General features: G+C 59.1%; 19 protein-coding genes and 1 pseudogene. 1 reads left to right on the forward strand and 19 read right to left on the reverse strand.

The genetic code is table 11. The features are described 5' to 3' along the window. Positions 1 to 798: 798 nt before the first annotated feature. A complete protein-coding gene (locus tag ACLHDD_RS08515) occupies positions 799 to 981 on the forward strand; it encodes a hypothetical protein (protein WP_427103754.1) in 183 nt (60 codons plus the stop codon). An 83-nt stretch (positions 982 to 1,064) separates the two neighbouring features. Here ACLHDD_RS08515 and ACLHDD_RS08520 read toward each other — a convergent pair whose 3' ends face one another. The 19 genes and pseudogenes from ACLHDD_RS08520 to ACLHDD_RS08610 form a co-directional block, all read right to left on the reverse strand. After that, complete coding sequence (locus ACLHDD_RS08520; RefSeq protein ID WP_427103755.1) at positions 1,065 to 1,907, reverse strand: oxidoreductase; 843 nt, start codon at positions 1,905 to 1,907, stop codon at positions 1,065 to 1,067. A 96-nt stretch (positions 1,908 to 2,003) separates the two neighbouring features. Then, entirely contained in the window at positions 2,004 to 3,785 is a 1,782-nt protein-coding gene (locus tag ACLHDD_RS08525; protein WP_427103756.1) for a thiamine pyrophosphate-requiring protein, read from the reverse strand. A gap of 62 nt (positions 3,786 to 3,847) precedes the next feature. Then, a complete protein-coding gene (locus ACLHDD_RS08530) occupies positions 3,848 to 5,806 on the reverse strand; it encodes a hydantoinase B/oxoprolinase family protein (RefSeq protein WP_427103757.1) in 1,959 nt (652 codons plus the stop codon). A 1-nt stretch (position 5,807) separates the two neighbouring features. Next, positions 5,808 to 7,853: a hydantoinase/oxoprolinase family protein gene (locus ACLHDD_RS08535; RefSeq protein ID WP_427103758.1), complete on the reverse strand. Its 2,046-nt coding sequence runs from the start codon at positions 7,851 to 7,853 to the stop codon at positions 5,808 to 5,810. An 18-nt stretch (positions 7,854 to 7,871) separates the two neighbouring features. After that, positions 7,872 to 8,318 carry a GNAT family N-acetyltransferase gene (locus ACLHDD_RS08540; RefSeq protein ID WP_427103759.1) on the reverse strand — a complete coding sequence of 149 codons (447 nt, stop codon included), beginning with the start codon at positions 8,316 to 8,318 and terminating at the stop codon, positions 7,872 to 7,874. 254 nt (positions 8,319 to 8,572) lie between these two features. Further along, positions 8,573 to 9,085, reverse strand: a complete 513-nt coding sequence (locus ACLHDD_RS08545) for an Lrp/AsnC family transcriptional regulator (protein WP_313656258.1) — start codon at positions 9,083 to 9,085, stop codon at positions 8,573 to 8,575. Positions 9,086 to 9,371: 286 nt separating this feature from the next. Continuing rightward, the gene (gene gabT / locus ACLHDD_RS08550; protein ID WP_427103760.1) at positions 9,372 to 10,688 is read right to left on the reverse strand and encodes a 4-aminobutyrate--2-oxoglutarate transaminase; all 1,317 of its coding nucleotides are present in this window, start codon (positions 10,686 to 10,688) and stop codon (positions 9,372 to 9,374) included. A gap of 113 nt (positions 10,689 to 10,801) precedes the next feature. After that, positions 10,802 to 11,935 (reverse strand): M20 aminoacylase family protein, encoded by a 1,134-nt coding sequence (locus ACLHDD_RS08555; protein ID WP_427103761.1) that lies wholly within the window; start codon positions 11,933 to 11,935, stop codon positions 10,802 to 10,804. After that, positions 11,936 to 12,862 carry a 2-hydroxyacid dehydrogenase gene (locus ACLHDD_RS08560; protein WP_427103762.1) on the reverse strand — a complete coding sequence of 309 codons (927 nt, stop codon included), beginning with the start codon at positions 12,860 to 12,862 and terminating at the stop codon, positions 11,936 to 11,938. Next, entirely contained in the window at positions 12,862 to 13,704 is an 843-nt protein-coding gene (locus ACLHDD_RS08565) for a GNAT family N-acetyltransferase (RefSeq protein ID WP_427103763.1), read from the reverse strand. Before ACLHDD_RS08565 ends, ACLHDD_RS08560 begins: the two co-directional genes overlap by 1 nt. A gap of 11 nt (positions 13,705 to 13,715) precedes the next feature. After that, positions 13,716 to 15,046: pseudogene (locus ACLHDD_RS08570) on the reverse strand (NAD(P)/FAD-dependent oxidoreductase). A 143-nt stretch (positions 15,047 to 15,189) separates the two neighbouring features. After that, the gene (locus tag ACLHDD_RS08575; RefSeq protein ID WP_427103764.1) at positions 15,190 to 16,854 is read right to left on the reverse strand and encodes an ABC transporter ATP-binding protein; all 1,665 of its coding nucleotides are present in this window, start codon (positions 16,852 to 16,854) and stop codon (positions 15,190 to 15,192) included. After that, positions 16,851 to 17,702 (reverse strand): ABC transporter permease, encoded by an 852-nt coding sequence (locus ACLHDD_RS08580; RefSeq protein ID WP_313656247.1) that lies wholly within the window; start codon positions 17,700 to 17,702, stop codon positions 16,851 to 16,853. Before ACLHDD_RS08580 ends, ACLHDD_RS08575 begins: the two co-directional genes overlap by 4 nt. Continuing rightward, the gene (locus tag ACLHDD_RS08585) at positions 17,699 to 18,655 is read right to left on the reverse strand and encodes an ABC transporter permease (protein ID WP_427103765.1); all 957 of its coding nucleotides are present in this window, start codon (positions 18,653 to 18,655) and stop codon (positions 17,699 to 17,701) included. The genes ACLHDD_RS08580 and ACLHDD_RS08585 overlap by 4 nt, the downstream gene beginning before the upstream one ends. A 41-nt stretch (positions 18,656 to 18,696) precedes the next feature. Continuing rightward, positions 18,697 to 20,304 (reverse strand): ABC transporter substrate-binding protein, encoded by a 1,608-nt coding sequence (locus tag ACLHDD_RS08590; protein WP_427103766.1) that lies wholly within the window; start codon positions 20,302 to 20,304, stop codon positions 18,697 to 18,699. Positions 20,305 to 20,385: 81 nt separating this feature from the next. Beyond that, a complete protein-coding gene (locus ACLHDD_RS08595; protein WP_427103767.1) occupies positions 20,386 to 21,663 on the reverse strand; it encodes an NAD(P)/FAD-dependent oxidoreductase in 1,278 nt (425 codons plus the stop codon). Between the two features lie 10 nt (positions 21,664 to 21,673). After that, positions 21,674 to 22,342, reverse strand: a complete 669-nt coding sequence (locus tag ACLHDD_RS08600; protein ID WP_427103768.1) for a haloacid dehalogenase type II — start codon at positions 22,340 to 22,342, stop codon at positions 21,674 to 21,676. A 27-nt stretch (positions 22,343 to 22,369) separates the two neighbouring features. Then, positions 22,370 to 23,839, reverse strand: a complete 1,470-nt coding sequence (locus ACLHDD_RS08605) for an aldehyde dehydrogenase family protein (RefSeq protein WP_427103769.1) — start codon at positions 23,837 to 23,839, stop codon at positions 22,370 to 22,372. A gap of 446 nt (positions 23,840 to 24,285) precedes the next feature. After that, positions 24,286 to 25,743, reverse strand: coding sequence for an NAD-dependent succinate-semialdehyde dehydrogenase (locus ACLHDD_RS08610; protein ID WP_427103770.1), 1,458 nt, complete (start codon positions 25,741 to 25,743; stop codon positions 24,286 to 24,288). Between the last annotated feature and the right edge of the window lie 34 nt (positions 25,744 to 25,777).

The raw sequence follows: 25,777 nt of genomic DNA on the forward strand, positions 1-25,777 counted from the left end.
TTTTGCAGCACGATGATGACGCAGGGCTGCGCGATAAGGGGGCGTGAATTTGCGGGCTGGCTTACAACGTCTTGCCGGTCTGCAGCAACTATGGCTGATATCCCGGGATGAATAACCCTACTTTTAATGCTGTTGTTTGACGAATCGGGTTTCTGACTGAAAAATGCCGGCAAAAGGATTCGCAGGCTGGCTGCAGGGATGATAAGTGAGTGTTGAGGAAGAGATCTATCTTGAAAATTATGCGATCAGGCGGAAAAGATTTATCTACGGTCGCCAGGAGTATTACAGCTACGTATTCGTTGCCGCGAATGAAACGTACGCCGTCATCGCGGGTCATTGAGCTGATAAAGAGGCCTTTACCCGCCTCGGTTATCAGTTGCCGCCGGGGGTTTCCTTTCCGGCAAATGGCCTTGCTGAGATCTGTTTTGACGTTTTCGATGGTCTCGCGTGCCTGAGTGATTTCCGCCCTATCAGACTGTCAGGACTGGGTAGCGCTGTTGTTTTAAAAAACGTGATACTCGCATTAATGGCACACCATGAAAGCTTCTCAACCGGCGGTTTTGTCTTCCAGGCTGCATCGGGTGAAATTGCTGACCGCAATCGTCCGACGCCGCTGGAAGAGATCTACGACGCGATGCCTGGGTTAAAAAATGAACTACGCTACAATCGCCGGACAGGATTGCCAAAGAAAGCGCCGCAACCTTTAATCCCGGACTGTTTCCGGGCTTATAAAGTGGTGACTGCAGGGAGAGCTTGCTATGTCGTTTTACGAAAAACACGACCCCCCCTCTGGAGCAGGTGGAGACCCGGTACAGAGAGGTCAGATCGCGCCTGATTGCGGAGTGGCTGGCAAAACCCGATCTGCCCGAAATTTATGCCCAGTTAGCTCAGGCGAAAAAACGCTCGTCATCAGCCCTGTTGCGCCGCAAGCTGAAAGAGTTTACTGCGCGCGAAATGCAGGAAGCCGGAACACGCGCTTAACGCTGCAAGGCCCGCTGAACGGGCCTTCTCTGTTTTCATCCTGTTCAGACTCAGCGCAGGCGGTATCCCACTCAGCACTCGTCTTATTCCGGAAAATCAGTCCCGACCGAGGTCTGTTTCCAGGCTTCGACCTCTGCCAGCCGCTCTTTAAGCTTGCTGATGACGGCTTCATGTCCCCAGGCGCCCATCACCAGATGGCGTGGTGGGTGATCCTCTTCCGTAATAGCAATCATCGCTTTGGCGGCGCGCGCCGGATCGCCCTTCTGGGTGCCGCTGTTTTCGGCGGTCGCTTTCATCCGTGCAGCTGCGGTTTCTGCATAATCTGGCAGCGTACTCGGCGTCTGATGCAGTGAACGCCCCGCCCAGTCGGTGCGGAACGGGCCAGGCTCGACGCAGGTGACGTGAATGCCCAGCGGGCCCGCCTCCAGCGCCAGTGCGTCGGACCAGCCCTCCACCGCATGTTTGCTGGCAGAGTAGTAGCCGGAACTGGCAAAGCCGATTAAGCCCGCAACTGACGTGATATTGATGATGTGGCCGCTTCGCGCTTTTCGCATAACCGGCAGCACGGCACGGGTCAGAGCAAACAGGCCGAACACGTTAGCATCGAACTGCGCACGGATTTCGCTCTCCACGCCCTCTTCTATCGAACTCTGATAGCCATAACCGGCGTTATTAACCAGCACGTCAATGGTGCCAAATGCGTCCAGTGCCGCCTGCACGGCCTGGTCGATGCTTGCCTGCTGTGTCACATCGAGAGCCACTGCCCGTGCGTTGTCGTGCCCTTCGACCAGATCAGCAATCTTATCGGTGTTTCGTGCCGTGACAATGACCTTAAAACCCCTCGCAATTGTCTGCTGTGCCAGTTCGCGACCAAAACCGGTCGAACATCCCGAGATTAACCAGACAGGGGTGGAGTGAGCAGTCATAGTAAGACTCCCGTTAAGTGAGATGAATAGCGAATAACCCGGACGCGAAAGCGTCCGGGAGTAAGGTTAGTGAGGCGCGACAGCCCAGCTTAGCCCCTAATGCTTTTTGTGAAACAGCTGACTGGCGGTGTCACTGATGATTTGCGCCGCACCGCGGTCGCCCTTCGCCATGGACGCCATAAAAGCTTTTGCCTGTTTAAAGGTGATGTGTGGCGGCAACGGGGCGACCTCCGGATCGGTTTTCACCTCGAGTAAAACCGGGCGGTCGGCGCTGAGTGCCTGCTGCCAGGCCGCGGCCAGATCGTCCGGATTATCGACATAGATTCCGACCATTCCCAGCGATCGGGCAAAGTCGGCATAGTTCACATCCGGCAACTGCTGCGAGGCATCAAAACGGGGATTACCCTCCATTACGCGCTGCTCCCAGGTCACCTGGTTAAGATCCTGGTTATTGAAGACGCAGACGATCAGGCGCGGATCGGTCCACTGCTGCCAGTATTTCTGGATGGTGATCAGCTCGGCCATATTGTTCATCTGCATGGCACCGTCCCCGACCAGCGCCACCACCGGTTTTTCCGGATGAGCAAACTTTGCCGCAATTGCATAGGGCACAGCCGCACCCATACAGGCCAGACCGCCGGAGAGCGTGGCACGCTGCCCCTGCTTCACCCGGTAATCACGGGCAAACCAGTTGGCGCACGAGCCGGAATCGGAGGTCACGATCGTATTGTCCGGAAGCTGGGGTGACATCTCCCACACCACCCGCTGAGGGTTAACCGGATGAGCGGAAGCCATAGCGCGCTCCTCCATTAGCGTCCACCAGTCACGTACCTGAACGGCAATCTCTTCCTGCCAGCTGCGATCCTGCTTATGCTCCAGCAGCGGTAATAGCGCCCGCAGGGTTTCAGCCGCATCGCCATGCAGATTGACCTTACAGGGATAGCGCAGTCCAAGCATGGCCGGATCGATGTCGATCTGCACCGCACGCGCTTTGCCCTCTTCCGGCAGAAATTCTGTCCACGGAAAGCCACTGCCGATCATCAGCAGGGTATCGCAGTTCTGCATTAAATCGGAGGAGGGTTTAGTGCCGAGCAGACCAATCGACCCGGTGACAAAAGGCGCATCGTCCGGCAACACATCCTTGCCCAGCAGGGCTTTTGCCACACCGGCACCCAGCACATTGGCGGCCTGAACGACTTCAACGGCCGCACCGCGCGCACCTGCACCAATCAGAATCGCCACCTTTTTACCGGCGTTGAGCACGTCGGCAGCACGCTGCAAATCGGCCTCATAGGGGATCACTTTCGGACGCTGATAACCGCTGCCGGAATGGGTAAAACCATGCAGATGCGGCGGCGGCTCCCACGCTTCATCCTGAATATCTTTAGGAATGATGATGACCGCCACGCCATTCTGCGCTTTGGCAATGCGCACGCCGCGATCCAGCAGGTGCCGCACCTGGCTCGTCGCGGAGGCTTCCTGAACAAAGTTAGCGACGTCGGAGAAGATGCGATCCAGATTCATCTCCTGCTGATAGCTCGCCCCGCGGGCTGTTGCTTCCGCCTGACCGGCAATCGCCAGTACCGGCGCATGGTCCATTTTCGCGTCGTAAAGGCCGGTCAGCAGGTGGGTCGCGCCCGGCCCACCGGTAGAGAGGCAGACGCCCAGTTCGCCGGTAAACTTTGCATGCCCGGCGGCCATAAAGGCGGCCATCTCTTCGTGCCGCACCTGAATAAATTCGATGCCCTCGCCTTTGGCATTCGCACGCTGAATCGCGCCCAGCACCCCGTTGATGCCATCTCCCGGATAGCCGTAGATACGTGTCACACCCCACTCTTTCAGGCGCTGGACAAAAAAATCACTGGTTTTCATGCTCATCGTCACGTTTCCCCTTGTAGTCCATGCAGACTTAAAGCGTAGTCGACGATGAGCCATTGCCTTTAACTGTTCGCGATAGCCGGATATCGCTGACGCAACTCACTGAATATTTGTGCCATTTCAGCCGTTTCGCCTGATTCTTCAACCCTCCTGAATACCTGGGTTTTCAGGAAGTGACGCCAGCTGACCGGTGCGCTCGCCAGAAAGGCCGTCAGCAGTTCATAACGCGCGGGCGTCCAGAGTGCTTCAAAACGCTGTCGTGCTTCCCCATGCTCAAAATGGCGGGTTGCCTGCTGCGGCATACCGGCACGCAGGCGCGCCGTCGCGTCAGGGTCTGCGCGGTTATCTGTCACGACCACCCCATACTCTCTCCTGGCTGCGTCAATGCTGAGATAGCCGCAACGCACATCCTGCAGCACCGCGGCCACATCGCGCTGTGATGGCAGGCCATATCCGCCTGCACCGGGGCCGCGCACTTCAACCACATCGCCTGGCTGGCAGTGAATCACGTCCGTGTTGCCGTGACTGATGATTTCGCCGTTGCGGCGGGTGCAAAAGGTCGACAGCGCCCCGCTCCGCCCTCCCACGACGCCCGCCGAGGCAAACACCGAACGATTACGGTTGCGCGCCGTAATGGTGGTACCCGGCGAGAAAATTTCAAAGGCCATTTCAGTCGCTAAGCCGCCCCGGAACTGCCCCGCTCCGGCACTGTCCTGCGCCAGTCCGTAGCGATGAAAATGAATCGGAACTTCGGCTTCGTTAATCTCTATCGGGGTGTTTTTCAGGAAGGCGGAAAGTCCGCCGGAACCATCGGGGCCGTCATGACGCGGCGTACCGCCTGCTCCGCCCCCTACCGGCCCCAGCGAGGCAACGACGCTGCGATCGTGGATCTGCGTGCGGATATTCATAATGGAGTTGCCGCCGGGCGAGTTTGCCGGCAGGCGCTCCGGCATCGCCAGCGAGAAGACACCGAGGGTAGCAATCTGTGACAGCGCACAGGTCAGCGATCGCATCCCCACGGCTGCAGGGGCTTCGCAATTCATCACCGTGCCGGGCGGCAGAATGGCCCGGGTGGGTCGCAGCGTGCCCGCATTGAGCAGCAGCGAACGGTCCAGGGTGGAGAGCACATAGGTGACACCTACCAGCGCCAGCGGATGCCGCTCCCGCCCGCCGGTCGGCATGTTCAGCGATGAGGCCAGCTGCGGATCGCTGCCGGTATAGTCCAGTTCCAGCCGATCGCCCTCTACCCGAAGTGTAATGGCGATGCGACAGGGGTAGCCGCCCTCACCATCTTCATCGGCGTAGTCGGCATAGAAGTACTCGCCATCAGGGATGGTGCGAATAATGGCGCGCGCCTGCGCTTCGGCGTAATCAAGAATACCCTCAATGCCCTGTAAAAAATCGTCGATGCCAAAGCGGGCAATGATGTCATGGATCTTTCGCTCTCCCACGTTCACCGACGCCAGCTGCGCTTTAAAATCGCCCCAGTTCTGCTCTGGCGCCCGGACGTTGAGCCGCATGATGCTGGCAACCTCTTCGTTAAGCTGGCCCTGCCGCACAATTTTCAGCGGCGGTATGCGAATCCCCTCCTGAACGATTTCGGTCAGCGAGCGCGACAGTGAGGCGGGTACCGCGCCACCCACGTCAGTATTATGAATGTGGCCCACAACAAAGCAGACAATGTCACCCTGATGAAACACCGGTTTCCAGATATGAATATCAGGCGAGTGCGTGGCCACGTTACCCGCATAGGCGTCATTGGTAATACAGATATCGCCCTCGGCGTACTCCTCGATCAGCGCCAGTACCGGCGCGTAGTCAATGCCGCTATACCAGGGTGCGCCAAAGCTGCGCGGTGAAGCAAAGGCCAGTCCGTTACGGCTGACAATCTGACAGGAGAAATCCTCAGTTTCTTTTACGAAGGTAGAGTGCGCGGTGCGCATCAGCGTAAAGGCCATCGCATCGGCCGCCGCGGCGCAGTAGTTCGCCAGGATTTGTAAGTTACGCCCATCAATTGCCATGTTATGCCTCGCTCGCCGTAATCAGCAGGTTCCCGAATGAATCGACCATGACGGTCATCCCGGGCGGTACGCAGGTGGTGCAGTCGTCCTGAGCAATAATGACCGGGCCACGGAGCTGATGTCCGGCACGCAGCACCGACCGCAGGACGATATCTACCTGATGCCAGTCGCCATCTATCCATGCCTGGGTCTGCTTCAGCACCGGCACAGCGTCCGTGGCCACGGCCAGTGGGTTAATGGCTGGTTTTGGCGTGGGTGAGACGATCACCAGTCGCAGATTGATCAGCTGCACCGGCGCCTGTGGGTCGCAGTGACCAAACAGCACCTGATGCTGACGATCAAAGGCCTCATGCAGCGCGGTGACATCCGCCTGTGTCAGCCAGTCCGCCTCCAGCGGTACGTCGATTTCAAATGACTGACCGCGATAGCGCATATCGGCGCTGAACTGCAGGCTATAAGGCATTTCGCTGCCGTGCTCCTGCACCAGCCAGCCGCAGGCGCGCTGCTGTAATGCGGCGGCTTCACTGGCTAAGGTATCCGCCAGCGCAGGCGTCAGATCGCCATACAGCGTGCGGATAAAGTCGTTGCGGATGTCTGCCACCAGACCGCCCAGCGCAGAAAGGACGCCTGGCGTCGGCGGCACAATAATGCCCTTCATATTGAGTTCACGGGCCAGAAAACAGCCCATCATGGGCCCCGCGCCGCCAAAAGCGAGGAACCAGAACTCACGCGGGTCAAGACCAAAACGCGACAGCAAGCCACTGGTATCGCTGTACATACTGGAGATCGCCAGCTGGATAGCCGTTTCCGCCGTTTCCTGCACGGAAAGCGCCAGCGCATCAGCCAGAGGTTGCCAGGCCCGGCAGGCAGCGTCGACATCCACCGTCACGGCGTCATAGCCCAGCGCACCATGGCCCATCATGCCACAGGCAGCAAAGGCATCCGTGGCCGTGGGCTGCGTGCCACCGCGCTGAAAACAGACGGGGCCGGGCAGCGATCCCGCACTGTCAGGCCCCATCTGCAGGACGCCCTGTCCATCAATCCACGCCAGCGAACCGCCGCCCTGGCCCACTGAGGTCACGGCAACAGAAGGAATAAATATCGGGAAATCGCCAATGATCTCACCGTTACCCTGCGCCACGTTGCCATCAATAATCACCGCCACGTCGGCACTGGTGCCGCCAATATCCAGGCTCAGGATTTTGTCAAAACCGCAGGCACTGGCGAGATAACTGGCGCCAATAACCCCGGACGCCGTGCCAGAGAGCACCATCTGGACACACTCGCGTTTTGCCTGCCCGACGCCCATGACGCCACCGTTGGATTTGGTAATGCGCGGTGGCGGCCTGACGCCCAGCCGTTTTAGTGCCTGCTCAAAGGATTCCAGATAGTGGATGACCATCGGCTGCACGTAGGCATTAATGGTGGCAGTAATGGTACGTTCATATTCACGAATAATCGGCCAGATGTCCGCAGAGCAGGAGGTCAGCAGTTCAGGTGCCACCTCATCAATAATCGCTTTAACCGCCGCTTCATTGTGCCGGTTGCGATAGCTGTGCAGCAGCGAAACGACAATGCCCTGACAGCCTGTCGCGCGTGCCTGATCGATAGCGTCAAGCACACTCTGGCGATCCACGGGTTGCAGCACATTGCCGTGCGCATCGCTGCGTTCGCGGATGGCGAAGACCCGATCGCGGCTAATCAGCGGTGCCGCACGCCGCGAGAAAAGGTCATGAATATGGGGGATTTTCAGCCGCGCCAGCTCCAGCACATCGCAAAAGCCTTCGGTGGTAAACAGCGCCAGACGCACACCACGCCGTTGAATAACCGCGTTGATGCCAACCGTGGTGCCGTGAGTGAAATAGTCAATCTCTGCAGGGTCAATGCCCTGACGCTGCTGAAACTGCGTCAGTCCGTTCACGATTTCGCTACCGGGTTTATCCGGTCGCGACAGGACTTTCAGGGTATGGATCTGGTTAGTGTGTTGATCGAGCACGGCAAAATCGGTAAAGGATCCACCAATATCCACGCCAACGCGGTATCGCATATCGGGTTAACTCCTGTTTCAGGAAGGGGGAAACTCCATCAGCATGTCGGGATGCTGCACCACGCGCCAGCCGAGCCGCTGGTAGACCTGGTGGGCATCCTGGGTTGAGAGCATCCAGCGATGGACTGTCTGCAGCTCAGGATGCTGCCGGACGCAGGTCGCCAGCCAGCTGCCCAGCCCGTGACCACGCCAGTTTTCATCAATTATCACATCGCACAACCAGCCAAAGCGGGTGTAGTCGGTGATCAGCCGGGCAAAGCCAATCTGTGACGTCTGGTCATAGAGGCCAAATGGCAGCGAACCGGCTATCGCCCTGCGAGTTTTCTCTTCCGGCTGCCCTTTAGCCCAGTAGGATTTCTCCGCCAGCTGGCGATGAATCCATGCCAGGTCGAGTCGCTGGCGGCAGGTTGAGACGGTGAACGCATCGCGCTGCCACTGCTGGTCAGCAATCTGTAATGAGTCCATTGCAACTCCTTGTATCGGTCAGAATCAGTGTAAGAGGATCCACGCAACGGTTGAGGCTGTAGCCAGCGGTAAAACCCTGCAGAGCCGTTGAAATTCGCAGTGGAAAAAAATTTTATGCTGGTGAAGAAGCGGCTGAGGCGCGTTGAAAAATGTGCGGGAGGGGGACAGAAATAAACGTCAGGATGGTCGCGCGAGGTCAGGCTAACAGCCCGCATTCAGGATGCCAGGAATAAGGGGCGACGCCTGGCCGCCCGTTACACGCCAAACTCGACGGAGTTCTGTTTGCCGATCAGCGAACGCAGTGGCACGCTGCTTTTCATAATCGGGGATTTGATGACGATATAACTGAAATACTTATCAATGCCGATCTGAGCATCAAGCAGTTTCTCAATGACTTCCTGATAATGCTCAATACTGCGGGTAATAAAGCGCAGCAGGTAGTCGTAGCCGCCAGTAATAAGGTGACATTCCATCAGCTCATCCACGTCGCGCATCGCACTTTCAAATTTCATAAAGTCTTCGCGTCGATGACCTGAGAGAGTGACTTCGGTAAAGACCGTAACTGAATCCGTAATGCGGGTGAGATTGATATGCGCTTCGTAACCGGTGATGAATCCGGCCTGCTCCAGACGTTTGACCCGTTGCAGACAGGGACTGGGCGAGAGGCCGACGGCATCAGCGAGGTTTACGTTGCTGATACGGCCATCTTTCTGCAGCTGCACCAGAATGTTGATGTCAATGCGGTCGAGTTTCATTAAGCCGTTCATAGCATCCCCTCACTGTCAAAACCTGTTCCGGCAGAGGTCATGGTGTCAGTCAGTCCTGAGCGGGACAGCGCGGAACAACCCGCACGAACTGAAAGCCCGTCGGGATGGTGAGCACTGACCATAGCAGACTGACAGATTAAATCGCCTGACCGGATAGGCTCCTGGTTAATTGTGCAGAACCTCCCGAAGATATAACACGCTTTACAGTCAATGCGCCAGCGCTTCGCAGTGGTTACACCAGCGGGAGATTTTTAACTTACTCTAACAAAAACAATGAGGAACGGTTTTAACCCAATCGGCCGGTGGCGCGGGCCAGGGCAATATCAAAGATATGCAGCGCCTCTTCCAGCTGGGAGTCAGTGGTGACCAGCGGCGCGAGGAAGCGGATGGTGTTGCGATGCAGACCGCATTTAATCAGCAGCAGTCCTTCCTGACAGGCGCTGTCGAGGATCTTCTGGGTCAGCGCCGCATCCGGACGGCCGGTTTCGTAATCGAGAATTTCCACGGCCTGCATAAAGCCTACGCCACGCACGTCACCGATGCAGGCATATTTTTCTGCCATCTGACGCAGACGGGCATTGAGCTGCTGGCCGAGCTGACAGGCACGCTGCAGCAGGTTCTCCTGCTCAAACAGATCCAGTACCGCCAGCGCCGCTGCACAGCCCAGCGCATTTCCGCCATACGTGCCGCCCAGCCCGCCAGGGGTCGGCGCATCCATAATCTCTGCCCGGCCGACTACACCGGAAATCGGCAGACCGCCGCCCAGACTTTTCGCCAGAGTGACTAAATCCGGTTTAACACCGAGTTGCTGGAAAGCGAACATGGTGCCAGTACGCCCGAAGCCGGACTGCACCTCATCGCAGATCAACAGAATGCCGTGCTGGCTGGTGATGCGGCGCAGCGCCTGCATAAAGGCCGGCCCTGCAGGCAGGAATCCGCCATCGCCCTGCACCGGCTCAATGATGATCGCCGCGACACGTTCCGGCAGGATCTGCACGGCAAAAAGCTGATCCAGCGCCTTCAGGCAATCCGCTTCAGTGATACCGTGCAGCGGATTCGGAAAAGGCAGACGATAAATATCGCCAGGAAACGGGCCAAAATTCTGTTTGTAAGGCGCGGACATGCCGGTCAGGGTGACGCCCAGCAGGGTCCGCCCGTGAAACGCCCCATCAAACGCGATAATGCCAGGACGCCGGGTATGGGAGCGGGCAATCTTCACCGCATTCTCCACGGCTTCCGCGCCGCTGGTGAAGAAGACGCTTTTGTACGCCTCATCACCACCGACCAGCTGGTTCAGCCGCTGCGCCAGCTCGATGTAGCCCGGATAGGCCACCACCTGAAAACAGGCGTGAGAAACCAGGCCCAGCTGGCGGGTCACCGCATTGACCACCGCCGGGTGATTGTGGCCGACATTCAGCACGCCGATGCCGCCAACGAAGTCGAGATAGCGGTTACCTTCTACATCCCATACTTCACTGCCCCTGGCGCGTTCAATCACCAGCGGATGGGCGGTCACGACTCCGCGCGGGACGTTCTGCTCGCGTGCATCCAGTAACAGGCTGTTATCGGAGTATGCTTGCTGTTCTGCCATGACATTCTGCATTTTAAACCCTCATCCACGTAACGTTCGGTTGGCTCAAGTATCGCAATGCACGAGGTGATTACGCTGCCGTAATTCCCCATGCAGCGGCATTTCCTGTCAAAATCCCGCAGCATTCAGCAGGGAAATTTCTCCGCCAGCGCCTGACGAATCAGCGTGACAAAAGTGTCAATGCCATACGGAATCAGCGCATCGTTAAAGTCATAAGCGGCATGATGCAGCGGCTTGCTGGGCGCTGAACCCAGCCACAGATAGGCCCCGGGGCGTGCCTGCAGCATAAACGCAAAATCTTCTGAGGTGAGCGCAGGCCGGGGAGCGAGCTCTGCCCGGATACCCGCCGCTGTCAGTGCCTGCAGGCTAAACTGCGCTTCTGCCGCGCTATTCAGCGTTGCCGGGTAGTAGCGCAGATAACTGACTTCGGCGTGAAGGCCGTGGGCAGCCGTGATGTGCTCTGCCATCTGGCGCAGTCGGGCTTCAATCGTATCCTGCGCGGCCGCGCTGAAGGTGCGCACCGTACCGGTGATCGTCGCCTCTGACGGGATCATATTGTGTGAAAAGCCGCCCTGCATCCGGGTCACGGTAAGCAGCGCCGTTTCACAGGGGTCGAGCGCGCGTGACACCAGCGTATTGAGCTGCACCACCAGCTCACTGGCCGCCAGCAGGGTATCGCCCGTTAAATGCGGCTGAGCGGCATGGCCGCCGCCGCCGAGCACGCGGATATCGAAGCGGTCAGCCGCCGCCATGATGGGACCAGGCCGGGTCTGCACCTGACCGAGCGGCAGTTCCGGCCAGTTATGAATCGCGTAAACGGCGTCGCAGGGAAAACGGCTGAACAGACCCTCATCGATCATGGCCTGTGCGCCCGCCAGACCCTCTTCGGCAGGCTGAAAGATAAAGCAGACCGTGCCGTCAAAACTGACCTCGCGCGCGAGTTTTTCGGCGGCCCCCAGTAGCATCACCGTATGGCCGTCATGGCCACAGGCGTGACTTACCTGCTCGGTTTCGCTCTGCCAGGGTGTACCGCTCTGGTCCCGCATCGGTAGCGCATCCATGTCAGCACGCAGGCCGATCATGCGTTTACTGCTGCCCTTTCTCAGTATTCCGACGACACCGGTTTTACCGATGCCGCGATGCACCTCAATGCCCAGCGCCTGCAGGAAGCGAGCAACGATGTCGCTGGTGCGCTGCTCCTGAAAGCCCAGTTCCGGGTGCGCATGTAAATCGCGGCGCAGGGCCACTAAGTGTTCCATTTAATATCCTCGCGAACGATCGATTTCACCGTGCAGCGGCTCACCACGCTGAAAACGCCGCAGATTTTCCAGCAGCGCTGCAACAGCACTCTCATTCTGCGTCTGGCTGGCGATGTGTGGTGTCAGCCAGATGGCGGGATGGTGCCAGAAGGGATGCTCCGGCGGTAATGGCTCCGGATCGGTCACGTCAATCACGGCGGCGCGCAGCTGACCGCTTGCCAGCGCCTGCAGCAGATCGTCCTCTGCCAGTTGCGGGCCACGCCCGACCTGCACCAGCGCCGCGCCCGGTGGCAATTGACTGAACAGCGTCCGGTTAAGAAGGCCTCGCGTGGTTTCGGTCAGCGGCAGCAGGCAGACCAGAATCTCACTGTGCGCCAGAAATGCCGCCAGCTGATCGTCACCGTGCCAGCAGCGAACGCCAGGAGCGTGGCGTGGCGTGCGGCTCCAGCCTGCGCAGTCAAAACCCAGCGTGACCAGTTGCGCTAATGCGGCCTGCCCCAGTTCACCCAGCCCCATAATTCCCACTCGCCGCTGCGCAGCGGGTTTTGCACTGTGAGCCTGCCACTGCTGCTGGCGTTGCTGATGGAAATAGCGCGGCATGTCGCGATGCAGGCCGAGCACCGCGAAGGTGACATATTCGACCATGCCCTGCGTCAGCCCCGGCTCAACCATTCTGATCACCGGCAGATCGGGCGGCAATGCATGCAGGTCAAACTGATCGGCTCCGGCCCCCACTGAAAACAGCAGTTTCAGCCGGGGAAACTGTGCCGGAATATCCGCCGGTGGCAGCCAGGCAACCAGCGCCTCCACCTGCGCCGGATCGCCGGTGTCGGGCCAGATATGCAGCTGAATGTCGGGTGCATGCTCCGCCAGCCAGCGTTGCCAGATGCGGCCACGTTCCGGTTCGGATTTGTAGACGATATGCATCAGGCCATCGCCTGCGTCATGAGTCCGAATGCCTGCATGCCCTGTGGCGTCCACGGCGTACCGCGCACCATCGTGACTGGGGCATCAACCTGATCCAGCCCAAGGGTATGAAGCCAGCTGGCCATCGGCAGGCTGGCATCGGTGTCGATGCGCAGAAACTGCCCCTGAAGCGACTGCATCAGCGTGGCGACCAGCGCCTGCGCGACCGGTAACGTCACCGCGATTACCGGGCCAATCGCCCAACCGTGGCCGAAACGGCGCAGGCTGGCGAAGCCCTGAATCTGTTGTGCCGCATCCTCCAGCAGCACCGTCTGACAGTCCCGCAGTAAATGTTCATACAGTGCCGGACGGGACATGCCGTTTGCCTGCTGATCCAGCGTCACCAGCGTGGCGTGATCGGCCGGAGTCGCCGGACGCAGTTGCAGCCCCGCCGGGATCGCCACTGCCGGAAGCGCGGTCAGGGCGCGGGTCTGATGCTGACGGATCTCGCCGCAGGTGACGAAACCGAGCTTTTGATATAACCCCTTACCCATTTCAGTGGCGTGCAGCCGGACAGTACAGTCGGGCACTTTTTCCAGTTGTGCCAGCATCAGCTGTTTGCCCAGCCCGCGCCCCTGCTGCTGATTATCAACAATCACCAGCCCCAGCGTGGCGGCGTGCGCGCCCCAGCGCCAGAGTATCGCGCTGCCGATGATCCGGCCCTGCTCTTCAATCACCGTTCCCTCACCCAGTTGCAGCGCCAGCTGCCAGTCTTCCCGCCGGTGGGGCCATTTCAGCGCCTGCGTCATCTGATAGCAGGCATCGAGATCATCGGGTGTCATTGCGCGTAGTGTCAGGCTCATTCGCGTTCTCCTTACATCATGCCTGGCGTATCAAGTCCGCTGCCGTCGACCAGACGGCTGTAGCGGTAAGGTGTCGGATCCACCACCGGTGTGGCGTCGGTTGCCAGATCGGCGGCCAGTCGTCCGGCCCCCGGTCCGATGCCGAAGCCGTGTGCACTGTAGCCCGCGGAGAGTATCAGTCCCGGCACTTTTGCCACCGCAGAGATCACCGGGATAGCATCCGGCGTGCTGTCAATCATACCGCCCCACGACTGCGCCAGCCTCAGGCCAGCCAGTGCCGGATATTCGCGTCGCATCGCCGCCAGCCCCTCTTCGACAATCCCGGCATCGGCGGCCGGGTCGAGAATACGCATGCGTTCAAACGGCGACTCGCGGTCAAAAGCCCAGCTCCCCATCGCTTCCGGACCCGTGAAAAACGGCGACAGGCCAAGGTTCAGCGTGAGATTTTTACGGCGACTTTTAAAAGTCGGATAGAACTGACGCGCATAGCGCAGCCCCTGCGCCCCCGGCTCCAGCCGTCCCCGACCGGAGACGGACACGGTGTAACTGCCATCCAGCTGGGGCCGGCAGGCAAAGCCAGGCGTATAGAGCGGCATGGCGATCGCCTGTTCGATAGGCTGCGTGCGGAAAGCCGTACCGATCACATTGCCCAGCGGCAGATCGATGCCGTGGCGACGACAGAACATGGAGGTCCAGGCACCCGCCGCACAGATCACCCGACTGGTTTTGATCAGCCCGCGCTCGGTCCAGACGCCGCTGACCCGTCCGGCAGCCATATCCAGTCCGCGTACGGCACATTGCTGAAACAGCAGCGCGCCTTTTTCTGGGCGCCCGCTACCAGCCCCGGCGCAGCCAGCCGTGGTTCGGCGTGACCGTCGGTAGGCGATGAGAGCCCGCCCCGCCAGTTCGTGGTACTGCCGGGCGTCATCGCTTTGGCCTGCTCCGCCGTCAGAATAGAACTCTGCATGCCGTAGCCTTTTGCCATCTGGTTCCATTTATCCCAGGCCGCGATCTCCGACTCCTCCTGTGTCGCATAGACCAGTCCACTGCGACGGAACCCCAGCTCCTCGCCGGTTTCCGCATTAAGTTCGCCCCAGCGCTGCAGTGCATACATAATCAGCGGCAGTTCGCGTTCATCGCGATTCTGCTGGCGACACCAGCCCCAGTTGCGGCTCGACTGTTCTGCGCCCACCAGGCCTTTTTCAATGAGCACGACATTCACGCCCTGTTTCGCCAGCTCAAAGGTAGCCGCAGCACCGGCGATACCGGCACCAATGACCACCACATCAGCGGAATCGGGAAAATTGACACTATCCTGTACGTATCGAAGGGGTGCAGGCATAAAAAGACGACCTCTGTTGTCAGTAACCGATCAGCGGCATGGCGACATCGCCACGGTGCGCTGACCCGTGCCCTCTGTGCCGCACAAAATGGCGGCAGAGAGGGCTAAATGTGGGCGCATTCAGCATGGCTGAAAACGTGCGCCTACTCCGCTTTCAAAATTTCTTCGTGCTCATCCAGCCATCCCTGACGCAGCTCAGGCACTGCCCGTTTCAGCCGCTCGAAATAGAGTTCACGGGTTGGCTTATCGTAATCCTGGCGTGCCAGCTGCGTGACGATGCGACCCTGCTTCATCACCACAATCTCATCGCATACTGCGCGCACCGCATGCATGTCATGGCTGATGAAGATCACGGCCAGCCCCAGCTCACGGCGCAGTTCGCTGATTAAGTCGAGCACGGCGGCGGCGACCACCGTATCCAGCGCCGAGGTGACCTCGTCGCAGAGGATCAGATCCGGCTCTGCCGCCAGCGCGCGTGCCAGATTGACGCGCTGTTTCTGTCCGCCCGACAGCGCCCAGGGACGCCGCCACAAGACGCTGCGCGGCAGCTGCACCAGATCCAGCAGCTGCCAGAGCCGCTGCTGCCGGGCCGCACCGCTCAGACCATGAAACAGCGTCAGCGGTCGCGACAGGATCCGTTCCACGCTGTGCGCCGGATTCAGCGCCGTGTCCGCCATCTGAAACACATACTGAATACGCCGCAGCTCGTTATCCGGACGTTTCTGCATATCGCCTGAGATGTAGTGGCCGTTGAACAGGATATGTCCCTGACTCGGCGCATTCAGCCCGGCGATGGCGTGGGCCAGCGTGGTTTTGCCGGAGCCTGACTCACCAATAATGCCGATCGCCTGCCCTTTCCACAGCTGAAGGTTAATCCCCTCCAGAATCGGTATTTTTGGCTGGCCGTCGCTGCCACGCGGACCATAACCCGCGCTCAGGTCGCGCACCTCCAGCAGCGGCTGGATATCGGCAGCTGCCGGACACCAGCTACTGGGGCGCTCTTTCTGCCGCGCGGCGTCCATCAGCTGTCGGGTGTATTCCGCCTGCGGCGCACCCATCAGATGCGCGGTTGAACCATATTCCGCCATTCTGCCACGCAACAGTACCAGGATTCGGTCAGCCATCTGCGCCACCACGGCCAGATCGTGGCTGACATAAATCGCGGTGACGCCACGCTGCAGTACCACGCGGCGAAATGCTTTCAGCACTTCCACCTGCGTCGTCACATCGAGCGCGGTGGTGGGTTCATCCAGGATCACGACGTCGGGTTCACCGATTAGCGCCATCGCCGTCATCAGGCGCTGCAGCTGACCGCCCGACACCTGGTGAGGGTAGCGATCGCCAATGGTTTCGGGATCCGGCAGTGCCAGCTCACGGAACAGGCTGACTGCTCTGGCTTTCGCGGCTTTGCGGGTCAGCGTGCCGTGGATAACAACCGGCTCGATCACCTGATCCATGATTTTCATACCCGGATTAAACGACGCCGCCGCGCTCTGGGCGATATAGGCAACTTTGTTGCCGCGGAAGGCGCGAAGCTGGCCCGGCGAAAGGCTGTTGACGTCAGTTCCGGCAACGTGCACATGACCGTCAGCGATGCGGCAGCCGCTGCGGGCATAGCCCATGAGCGCCATCGCAATCGTGGTTTTACCCGACCCGGATTCGCCAATCAGCGCCAGCACCTCACCTTTCTGCACCGTAAAGTGAATGTCAGAAACCAGATCGATCTCTTCACCGCGATCGGTCTGCGCAGTCACACGCAGTTTATCGACCGAAATCACGGGCATTGCGGTATGTGGCGTCACGTTCATGCTCCCTCCTTCACCAGCGTCATCGGGCGCATCGCCTGCAGGCTGTCGATAAACAGGTTGGCCCCGATGGTCAGACTGGCAATCGCCAGCGCAGGCATCAGCACCGCAGGCGAGCCGTCAAACAGACCCTGCATATTTTCACGTACCAGCGTTCCCCAGTCGGCGTAAGGCGGCTGCACGCCCAGACCGAGGAAACTCAGGCCGCTAAGCAACAGGACGATATAAACAAAGCGCAGGCCAAAGTCAGTCAGCATCGGGTGCACCATGTTGGGCAATATGTCGTGAATCGCAATGTACCAGCGGCTTTCGCCCCGCAGTCGCGAGGCCCGCACGTAGTCCATGCTGCGCAGCGAGCTGGCCATGGCAAAGGCAATGCGGAATGCGCCTGGCCAGTAGGTAAAGACAGCGGTCAGAACCAGCATCGGCAGCGAGGATCCAAACACCGCCACGATCATCAGCGACAGCACTTTGCCCGGCAGCACCAGCAGCGCATCATTAATCCGCCCCAGTAACTCTTCCAGCCAGCGACCGGTTACGGCGGCCAGCAGCGCCAGCAGCGTGCCGACCAGACTGGCCAGCAGTGCGGCACTTAATGCCAGACCGATTGAGAACTTCGCACCATAGAGAATCCGGCTCAGCATGTCGCGTCCCAGATAGTCGGTACCCAGCAGATTCTCGGGCGTCAGCCCCCCCATCAGCGGACCGCCGCCGATGTCGTCAATACTGTGTGGCGCCAGCGCAGTGCCGAACAGTGCCATCAGCAACCAGAACAGCGAAACCAGCAGGCCCAGCCGGCCTGACCAGGAGAGCGATTGTAAGAAACGCCACGGCAACAGGAGTGTATTCATGCGCTTCTCCATTTCGGGTTAAAAGCGATAGTCAGAATATCGGCCAGCAGCAGCAGGACCAGGTAACAGGCGGCAAACAGCATGACGCAGAGCTGCACCACGGGCAGGTCGCGGTTACTGACCGCATCGACCAGCTGGCTGGCCAGACCGGGATAGCTGAAGATGGTTTCGATGATAATGACCCCGCCAAACAGATAAGAGAGGCTGAGCGAGATGGCATTGGCAATCGGTCCGACCGCATTGGGCAGTGCGTGACGCAATACGGCCCTGAGCGGTGACACCCCTTTCAGCTGCGCCATCTCCAGATAAGGGCTGTCGAGCTGATTGATAATGGCGGCGCGCGTCATACGGGCCATCTGCGCCACCAGTACGCAACAGAGCGTCAGCACGGGCAGCGCGTAGGCTTTGAGATAGCTCAGCAGGTCACTGTCCGGGCTGCCGAAAGACATGGCAGACACCCAGTGCAGCCGGACGGCAAAAATCAGCACCGCCACGGTAGCCACCAGAAACTCCGGCACCGCCACCGTCGCCATCGTCGCGATAACCAGCGCGCGGTCGAGCCGGGAGCCGCGATTCATCGCAGCGAGGATGCCGATAAACAGTGCCAGCGGCACACAGATTAGCGTGGTGATTCCCGCCAGTTCAAAGGTCGCGGGGATGCGCTGTGCCACCAGCTGAGACACCGGCAGATGGCTGGCAAACGAGATGCCAAAATCGCCCTGCACCAGCCCGGCCAGCCAGTGGAGATAGCGCATCAGCAAAGGCTGATCGAGACCCAGTTGCTGCCGTAACGCCGCCACCGTTTCCGGCGTGGCGTTCTGACCCAGGATCATCTGCGCCGCATCACCCGGCAACAGGCTGGTGATGAAAAACACCACCGCCGAGACAATGAGCAACGTCAGGATGCCGGCACCTGTGCGCCGGGCAATCAGGAACAGCATGTATCTGTTCATCGGCAAACTCCTGGTAAGTAACCTTAAGGGGTGGGCTGAGATCAGGCGGACAGCCACGCAAATTCATGAAAGCGGTAGCCCATCATCATGCCTGACGGCCAGGGCTCGACGCCTTTGACCTTTTTGCTGTAACCGTCGGTTGAGCTGATAAAGGTCGGGATAATCGTGCCGCAGTGGTCATAAATCAGCGTCTGCATGTCGCCATACATCTGCTTGCGTTTCGCCTGGTCGCGCTCGCCGCGTGCCGCCACCACCAGCTGATCGAACTGCGGATTTTTCCAGCCCGATTCGTTGTTCGGTGCGGTGGAGAGATAAAACTGCGAAAAGAGCATGTCCAGGGTCGGACGCGGATTTATCGAGCCGTAGCCCAGTGGATCTTTCATCCAGTGCGAGGACCAGTAGCCGTCATACGGCACGCGCCGCACTTTGACGTTCAGTCCTGCCCCACGCGCCATCTGCTGAATCAGCTGGCCGCCTTCGTTCGCCCCTTCGATATTCGGTGTGGTGATGATCTCTACAGAAGAACCCGTCATGCCCGCTTTTTTGATATGAAACTTCGCTTTTTCCACATCCAGCGGACGCGGTTTGAGATCGGCGTTATAGAGCGGATGCCACGGTGGCACCGGGGTGTCATTGCTGACGTCGCCGTAGCCCTGCAGGACCGTTTTCACCAGCATTTCGCGCGGTTGCAGATATTTCATCGCCAGCACGAAATCTTCATTGTTTCCGGGCTTCATGTCGGTGCGGATAATCAGGTTGGTGTACATGCCTGACTTACTTTCCAGTACGCCGAACTCCCCGCTGGCTTTGAGACGCTTACAGTCGGCGGCGGTGAGGGTTGAAACCATCTGCAGATCGCCCGACATCAGGGCATTGACGCGCGCTGCACCGTCGGTGACGCCAATCAGCTCTACCTCATCCAGATGTGGCAGTCCCGGCTTGTAATAGTTGGGATTTCGGGTGCCGATGGTGCGGGTACCCGGCATAAAGGTTTTGCAGATAAACGGCCCGGTGCCAATGCCTTTACTGAAATCGGTGGTGCCCTCTTTCACAATTAAAAACGGCGGTGTCGCGAGCATATAAGGCACATCGAAATTGGCACTGTTCAGTTCCAGCTGTACCTCATTGTCGCTGACGGCGTTAAATGATTTGAACTGATCGGCCAGCTTAAAGGCGATTGAGGCAATAGCAGGATCTTTGTGGCGACGCAGTGAGAAAATGACATCGCTGGCGGTCAGCGGTTTGCCATCGTGGAAGGTTACGCCTTTGCGCAGCTTAATGTGCCAGATGATGCCGTCGCTGGATTCCAGCGATTCGGCCAGCGCCGGTTGCGCCATCAGGTTTTTATCCAGTTCAGTCAGGCCACTGTAGAACATGAACTGGCGGGTATAGTCGGCACTGTTGTTACTTTTAGCGGGATCGAGCGTATCGGTGGCGGAGGCATTCGACATCGCCGCGCGCAGTTTTCCGCCTTTGACCGGCTTATCATCCGCCAGTGCAGCCCCGGAAAAACCCACCAGACCGCTGCTCATCACGGCACCGGCGGAGAGAATTTTCATCAGGCTGCGGCGGGACAGTGAACCTTCGGTGATCATGCGCGTCAGAGCCGGATTTACCGCATCAGCGTCGTTATTATCAAATTTATTCATCTCTCTACCCTCAATAGTCAGGCGAACCGGGAACAGGGTCTGGCGGTGCTGATAACCTGGCGACCAGCACCCGACGGGACGTTAAGAAAGGCGATCCTTTGCTTTGTAATAGAGTCCTGCGAGCGGTAAAAACCATGGCTTGCCGTGATAACCTGGCAGCGCGGGCCATGTGTCGCGCTGCCAGGGATTTTCGGTACGCTTTTCGGCCAGCAGATCGGCCATCACGCGTCCCATCCAGACCGACATCTGTGTGCCGTGCCCGCTGTAGCCCAGCGAATAGAAGAGTCCATCCTGTTCACCGGCATGCGGAAGACGGTCAGCGGTCATATCGACCATACCGCCCCAGCAGTAATCCACCTGCGCCTGGCGAAGCTGCGGCAGCATCTGTGTCATCGCCTGCTGCAGGATCTCGCCGCTGCGTGAATCGGAGGTTGGATTGCTGACGGCAAAACGCGCCCGTCCGCCGAAAACCAGCCGGTGGTCGGTGGTGGTGCGGAAATAGTTGCCGATGTTGAGTGAGGTCACATAGGTCCGATTGTGAGGCAGCACCTGACGCAGCAGCGCCGGGTCAAGGGCTTCGGTCACCACAATGAAACTGCCGACCGGCACGATGCGGCGCTGGAACCAGGGAAAGGGCCCCGCGTTGGAGCAGCCGGTCGCCATCAGCACTTTATCGGCCAGAATCGTGCCCTGCGCGGTGTGAACCCGATGCTGATAGCCTTTCAGGCGCTCCAGCTTCGTCACGGCGTGGTGCGGGTAGATCTTCGCCCCGCTGCGGGCCGCCGCCGACGCCAGGCCGACGCCAAATTTCCCCATGTGCATCTGACCGCCCCGCTTCTGCAGCAGACCGCCGTGGAAATCGTCGCTGGCGATCTCGTCGCGCACCGCCGCTTTGTCGAGCAGTTCGATCTGGGGATCCACGGTGCGACGCATCAGTTCATACGCTTCCCGCAGACCAGCCACATGTGACGCTTTGCTGGCGAGTTTGAGCTTGCCGCACAGCCGGAAGTCGCAATCGATCTGTTCATCCTGGATCAGCTGCCAGACATAGCTCACCGCATCGTCAAATGCCCGGTAGAAGCGGCTGGCCTGCTCCAGACCCTGGCTCGCGACCAGCGAGGCGAAGTTGTGGGCCACGCCGGTATTGCAGTGGCCGCCATTGCGCGCTGACGCCTGGCTCATGACGTCGCCACTCTCCAGCACCACCACGCTGATGCCGCTGCGCGCCAGATTCAGCGCGGCCGAGACACCTGTAAAGCCGCCACCTATCACGACCACCTCCGCCTGAGCAGGCAGGGGTTCGCGAGCGGCCGCCGTAAACGCCGGGGCGGTGGCCTGCCAGAACGATTCCAGTTTCATGGGGAATTCCTCAGAGTCCGACTACACCGGGCAGGCCGCCGATATCGCTGATTTCGGTGTACTGGTAGTAAGGATTGGCCGGTTCATGACCGCGATTGACCCAGACTTTGTTTTTGATGCCGAGATCGTGGGCGGTCATCAGGTCATAGCGGAAGCTGGAAGAAACATGCAGGATCTCCTCCGGGCCGCAACCGAGCCTGTCGAGCATGTACTCAAAACCTTTCATCTGCGGTTTATAGGCGCCCGCCTCTTCCGCCGTAATCGTCATGTGGATAGGTGCGCCCAGGCGAGGAATGTGATGTGGAATAAGGTCTTTCATCGAATTCGTCAGCAGCACCAGCGGAAACTCTGTAGCAACCTTCGCCAGCCCCGCAGGCACGTCGGGATGTGGCCCCCAGCTGGCGCAGTCGGTGTAAATAAAGTCACTGTCTGCTTTGTCCCAGCGGACACCCCACTTTTTACAGGTGCGCTGAATGGCATGGCTGACCACGTCGTAGTAAGGCTTCCATGCGCCCAGCACCTCATCCAGACGGTAGCTGGAAAAATCGGTGGTAAAGGCGTGCATGTCCTGCGGATCGACGCGGTCGCTAAAACAGCGCTGCGCTGCGCCCGCCATATCGAAGCGAATCAGCGTGCCGTAACAGTCGAACGTGATAAATTTCGGTTTAAACAGTGCCATGTAACGCCCTCGTTTTGTCAGTTACGCTTAGAAATCGATAAGTACACTTTTCTGCCGCTGGCAGGCCTGAAACGCCTGACGGCCCAGATCTTTACCAATGCCTGACCCGAGAAAGCCGCCGGTCGGAATGATGAAGTCGCCGGAGCGGCCATAGCGATTAATCCAGACGGTGCCCGCTTCAATGGCACGCATCGCACGCAACGCCCGTGGCAGACTCAGGGTATGGACACCGGCGCAGAGCCCATAGATGTCATGCGCTGCCATGGCCAGGCCCTGCTCTTCCTCATCGAACGTCTGTAGCGTCAGCACCGGACCAAAAATCTCCTGCTGTACCGCCGGATTATCCTGCGTCACCTGGCTCAGCAGGGTCGGCTGCCAGAACCAGCCCTCACCGGTACTGGCAAAACGTTCTCCGCCCACCAGCACTTCTGCGCCCTGTGCTTTCGCCGCCTCAACCACTGCGCTGACTTTAAGGCCCTGACGTTCGTCGATCAGCGGCGCATAGCGACTCTCCTCCTGCCAGGTCACGCCGGGTCTGACTTCCTGACAGAGTTGTATGAGCCGCTCGGTCAGCGGCTCAGCAATGCCGCGCTGCACGATGAGCCGGGTGCCTGCCACACAGGCCTGGCCGCCGTTGGCCGTAAAGCCGCGCAGAATCCGCTGGGCCAGGACGTCCAGGTCACCTGCATCATCAAACACCAGTTGCGGACTTTTACCGCCCAGCTCCAGCGTGACCGGCTTCATGCCGTGCTGCGCGGCATCACTCATGATGCGTGCGCCGGTCAGGGTCGATCCGGTAAACGACACTTTGCGCACCAGCGGATGCGTCACCAGCGCACTGCCGGTGACGGCTCCGCTGCCCTGGACAATATTCAGCACGCCCGCCGGCAGACCCGCCTGAACAGCCAGTTCCGCCATACGGACCGTTGAAAACGGCGTCAGCTCAGAAGGTTTCAGCACGACCGCATTACCCGCCGCCAGCGCCGGTCCGCATTTCCATGACGCCATTGACAACGGAAAATTCCACGGGGTAATGGCGGCGATGACGCCATAAGGTTCAGCGATCAGCATGCCAAGACTGCTGTCGCGGGTCGGAAAAAGGTCGCCGCTGTATTTGTCGGCGCATTCGGCATAGAAGCGAATTGCTTCAGCGGTAAAGGGGATTTCATGCAGCACTACGTCGCTGATCGGCCGGGTCGAACCCAGTGCTTCCAGCCGGGCCAGCAGAGGGTCCTGCTCAATCAGTTCAGCCCAGCGCCGCAATATACGGCCGCGTTCACGGGGCGCACAGCCGGACCAGCCACTGGTTTTCAGCGCCTGATGGGCCACGGTCACCGCACGATCGACATCCTGTGGCGTAGCGTTCTGCAGCGTGGCATAGACCCGGCCATCAGAAGGACGCTTCACCTCAAAAGCGGTGCCCTGACACGGGCAGTGCTGACCACCAATATAATGGCCGACGGGGAGAGAAACGTTTTCAGGGTCGAAACTTAACATGGAATCATTCCTTATTTGTTACACCCATCAGTGACCAGGTTATCACTTTTTGTGACTGCCCTTTTCTGCGCTGTTAATTAACTAATGCAGAAAGTATGCCAGCCGGACAAAAAATAAAAATGCGTTTAAAACAGCGCAAAAAAATTTTCTGCCGTATTGCCGCAGGTTTTTTTGCGGAATTGCCGAAGCATTAAACAGATGATTTACCTCACAAAATTTATGCACCCCAGGAGTGCAACCTGCACGGAAATTGCACCAAAGCAGATATTCCGGCGAAGGTGGCTCATTCCAGCGTGTGTCGCCGGTCGATTTACTGACCCGTTTCACACCTCTGATAATTTTTTTACTTTTTTAAAAGAGAGTGTTTGACGTCGGGGAATTTCTGCTTTCGTACGCGCAAAAAAAAGCCAGCCGGATTGATCGGCTGGCGCGTTATTATTTTTTTATTAAAGACTGCCAATATGAAAGGTTTTCAGCGCCAGATATTCTTCTATTCCGTAACGGGAACCTTCGCGTCCCAGACCCGAGTGTTTTACACCACCAAAGGGTGCCACCTCCAGAGAGACCGATCCGGTGTTGAAGCCCACCATGCCCGCCTCCAGGGCTTCCGCCACCCGCCATGCCCGTCGGATATTCTCGGTAAAGAAATAGGCCGCCAGTCCGTAGGGCGTATCATTCGCCATGGCAATCGCTTCATCCTCCTCATCGAAAACGAACAATGGCGCGACCGGACCAAAGGTTTCTTCATGGGCGATGCGCATCTTTACCGTGACATCACCGAGCACGGTGGGCTGAACAAAGGTGCCATTGTCCTGACTGATGCCGCCGGTCAACAGCGTTGCACCCTGGCTGAGCGCATCATCAATATGCCCATTCACTTTTTCCACTGCGCGGGCATTGATCAGCGGCCCTATCGTACTGCCGGGCGCAAAGCCATCCCCCACTTTCAGGGTGGCGACCGCCTCCAGTAGCCGTGCAGTGAAACGGGGATAGATATTCCGCTGGACCAGAATGCGGTTAGCGCAGACACAGGTCTGACCGGCGTTGCGGAACTTGCTGAGCATGACGCCCGCAACCGCAATCTCAATATCGGCATCATCAAATACGATCATCGGCGCATTGCCGCCCAGCTCCAGGCTCAGGCGCTTGAGGCTGCCGGCACTCTGCTGCATCAGTAGTTGTCCGATGCGGGTTGAGCCGGTAAAGGAGATTTTGCGCACCGTCTGGCTGCGGGTCAGCGTCTCACCAATCTCCTGAGGCAGGCCGGTAAGCACCTGCAGTACGCCCGGCGGGAAACCGGCACGCTCCGCCAGCACGGCCAGCGCCAGTGCTGAGAGCGGCGTTAACTCAGAAGGTTTCACAATAATCGGGCAGCCTGCCGCCAGCGCGGGCGCGACCTTGCGGGTGATCATCGCTATCGGAAAGTTCCACGGCGTAATAGCGGCAGCTACCCCTACCGGCTGTTTCAGGACCAGAATGCGGCGGTCATCGCTGGGCGCGGGAATGGTGTCGCCATAGATGCGGCGGGCCTCCTCTGCGAACCATTTTACAAAGCTGGCACCGTAGAGCACCTCCCCCCGGGCTTCTGCCAGTGGTTTGCCCTGTTCAGCCGTCATGATCGTCGCCAGATCGTCAGCATGGTCAAGTATCAGCTGGTGCCATTTTTCCAGCAGCGCGGCGCGGCTGGCATGTGTCGTTTTTTCCCAGCTGATGCGCACGGATTCCGCGCAGGCTATCGCCTGCTCTGTTTCTGTCCGTCCCAGGGCCGGAATTGTGGCAAGGGTTTCGCCCGTGGCTGGATCGGTAACCGACAGCGTGGCACCCTGATGGCCATCCTGCCAGCGTCCGGCAAACAGGGCCTGCTGGCGCAGCAGATCGCTGTCGTTGAGTTGTAGTCGCGACATAACATCCCCTTTTGGTAAGCGGATTCCACTTTAT

This window comes from Pantoea sp. NSTU24, assembly GCF_050157905.1.
In the GTDB taxonomy this organism is placed as follows: domain Bacteria; phylum Pseudomonadota; class Gammaproteobacteria; order Enterobacterales; family Enterobacteriaceae; genus Pantoea.

Excerpts from the sequence above, each read along its gene's own strand:
- ACLHDD_RS08520 (WP_427103755.1), bottom strand. The coding sequence starts at position 1,907 with ATGACTGCTCACTCCACCCCTGTCTGGTTAATCTCGGGATGTTCGACC.
- ACLHDD_RS08525 (WP_427103756.1), bottom strand. The coding sequence starts at position 3,785 with ATGAGCATGAAAACCAGTGATTTTTTTGTCCAGCGCCTGAAAGAGTGG.
- ACLHDD_RS08530 (WP_427103757.1), bottom strand. The coding sequence starts at position 5,806 with ATGGCAATTGATGGGCGTAACTTACAAATCCTGGCGAACTACTGCGCC.
- ACLHDD_RS08535 (WP_427103758.1), bottom strand. The coding sequence starts at position 7,853 with ATGCGATACCGCGTTGGCGTGGATATTGGTGGATCCTTTACCGATTTT.
- ACLHDD_RS08540 (WP_427103759.1), bottom strand. The coding sequence starts at position 8,318 with ATGGACTCATTACAGATTGCTGACCAGCAGTGGCAGCGCGATGCGTTC.
- ACLHDD_RS08545 (WP_313656258.1), bottom strand. The coding sequence starts at position 9,085 with ATGAACGGCTTAATGAAACTCGACCGCATTGACATCAACATTCTGGTG.
- gabT (WP_427103760.1), bottom strand. The coding sequence starts at position 10,688 with ATGCAGAATGTCATGGCAGAACAGCAAGCATACTCCGATAACAGCCTG.
- ACLHDD_RS08555 (WP_427103761.1), bottom strand. The coding sequence starts at position 11,935 with ATGGAACACTTAGTGGCCCTGCGCCGCGATTTACATGCGCACCCGGAA.
- ACLHDD_RS08560 (WP_427103762.1), bottom strand. The coding sequence starts at position 12,862 with ATGCATATCGTCTACAAATCCGAACCGGAACGTGGCCGCATCTGGCAA.
- ACLHDD_RS08565 (WP_427103763.1), bottom strand. The coding sequence starts at position 13,704 with ATGAGCCTGACACTACGCGCAATGACACCCGATGATCTCGATGCCTGC.
- ACLHDD_RS08575 (WP_427103764.1), bottom strand. The coding sequence starts at position 16,854 with ATGAACGTGACGCCACATACCGCAATGCCCGTGATTTCGGTCGATAAA.
- ACLHDD_RS08580 (WP_313656247.1), bottom strand. The coding sequence starts at position 17,702 with ATGAATACACTCCTGTTGCCGTGGCGTTTCTTACAATCGCTCTCCTGG.
- ACLHDD_RS08585 (WP_427103765.1), bottom strand. The coding sequence starts at position 18,655 with ATGAACAGATACATGCTGTTCCTGATTGCCCGGCGCACAGGTGCCGGC.
- ACLHDD_RS08590 (WP_427103766.1), bottom strand. The coding sequence starts at position 20,304 with ATGAATAAATTTGATAATAACGACGCTGATGCGGTAAATCCGGCTCTG.
- ACLHDD_RS08595 (WP_427103767.1), bottom strand. The coding sequence starts at position 21,663 with ATGAAACTGGAATCGTTCTGGCAGGCCACCGCCCCGGCGTTTACGGCG.
- ACLHDD_RS08600 (WP_427103768.1), bottom strand. The coding sequence starts at position 22,342 with ATGGCACTGTTTAAACCGAAATTTATCACGTTCGACTGTTACGGCACG.
- ACLHDD_RS08605 (WP_427103769.1), bottom strand. The coding sequence starts at position 23,839 with ATGTTAAGTTTCGACCCTGAAAACGTTTCTCTCCCCGTCGGCCATTAT.
- ACLHDD_RS08610 (WP_427103770.1), bottom strand. The coding sequence starts at position 25,743 with ATGTCGCGACTACAACTCAACGACAGCGATCTGCTGCGCCAGCAGGCC.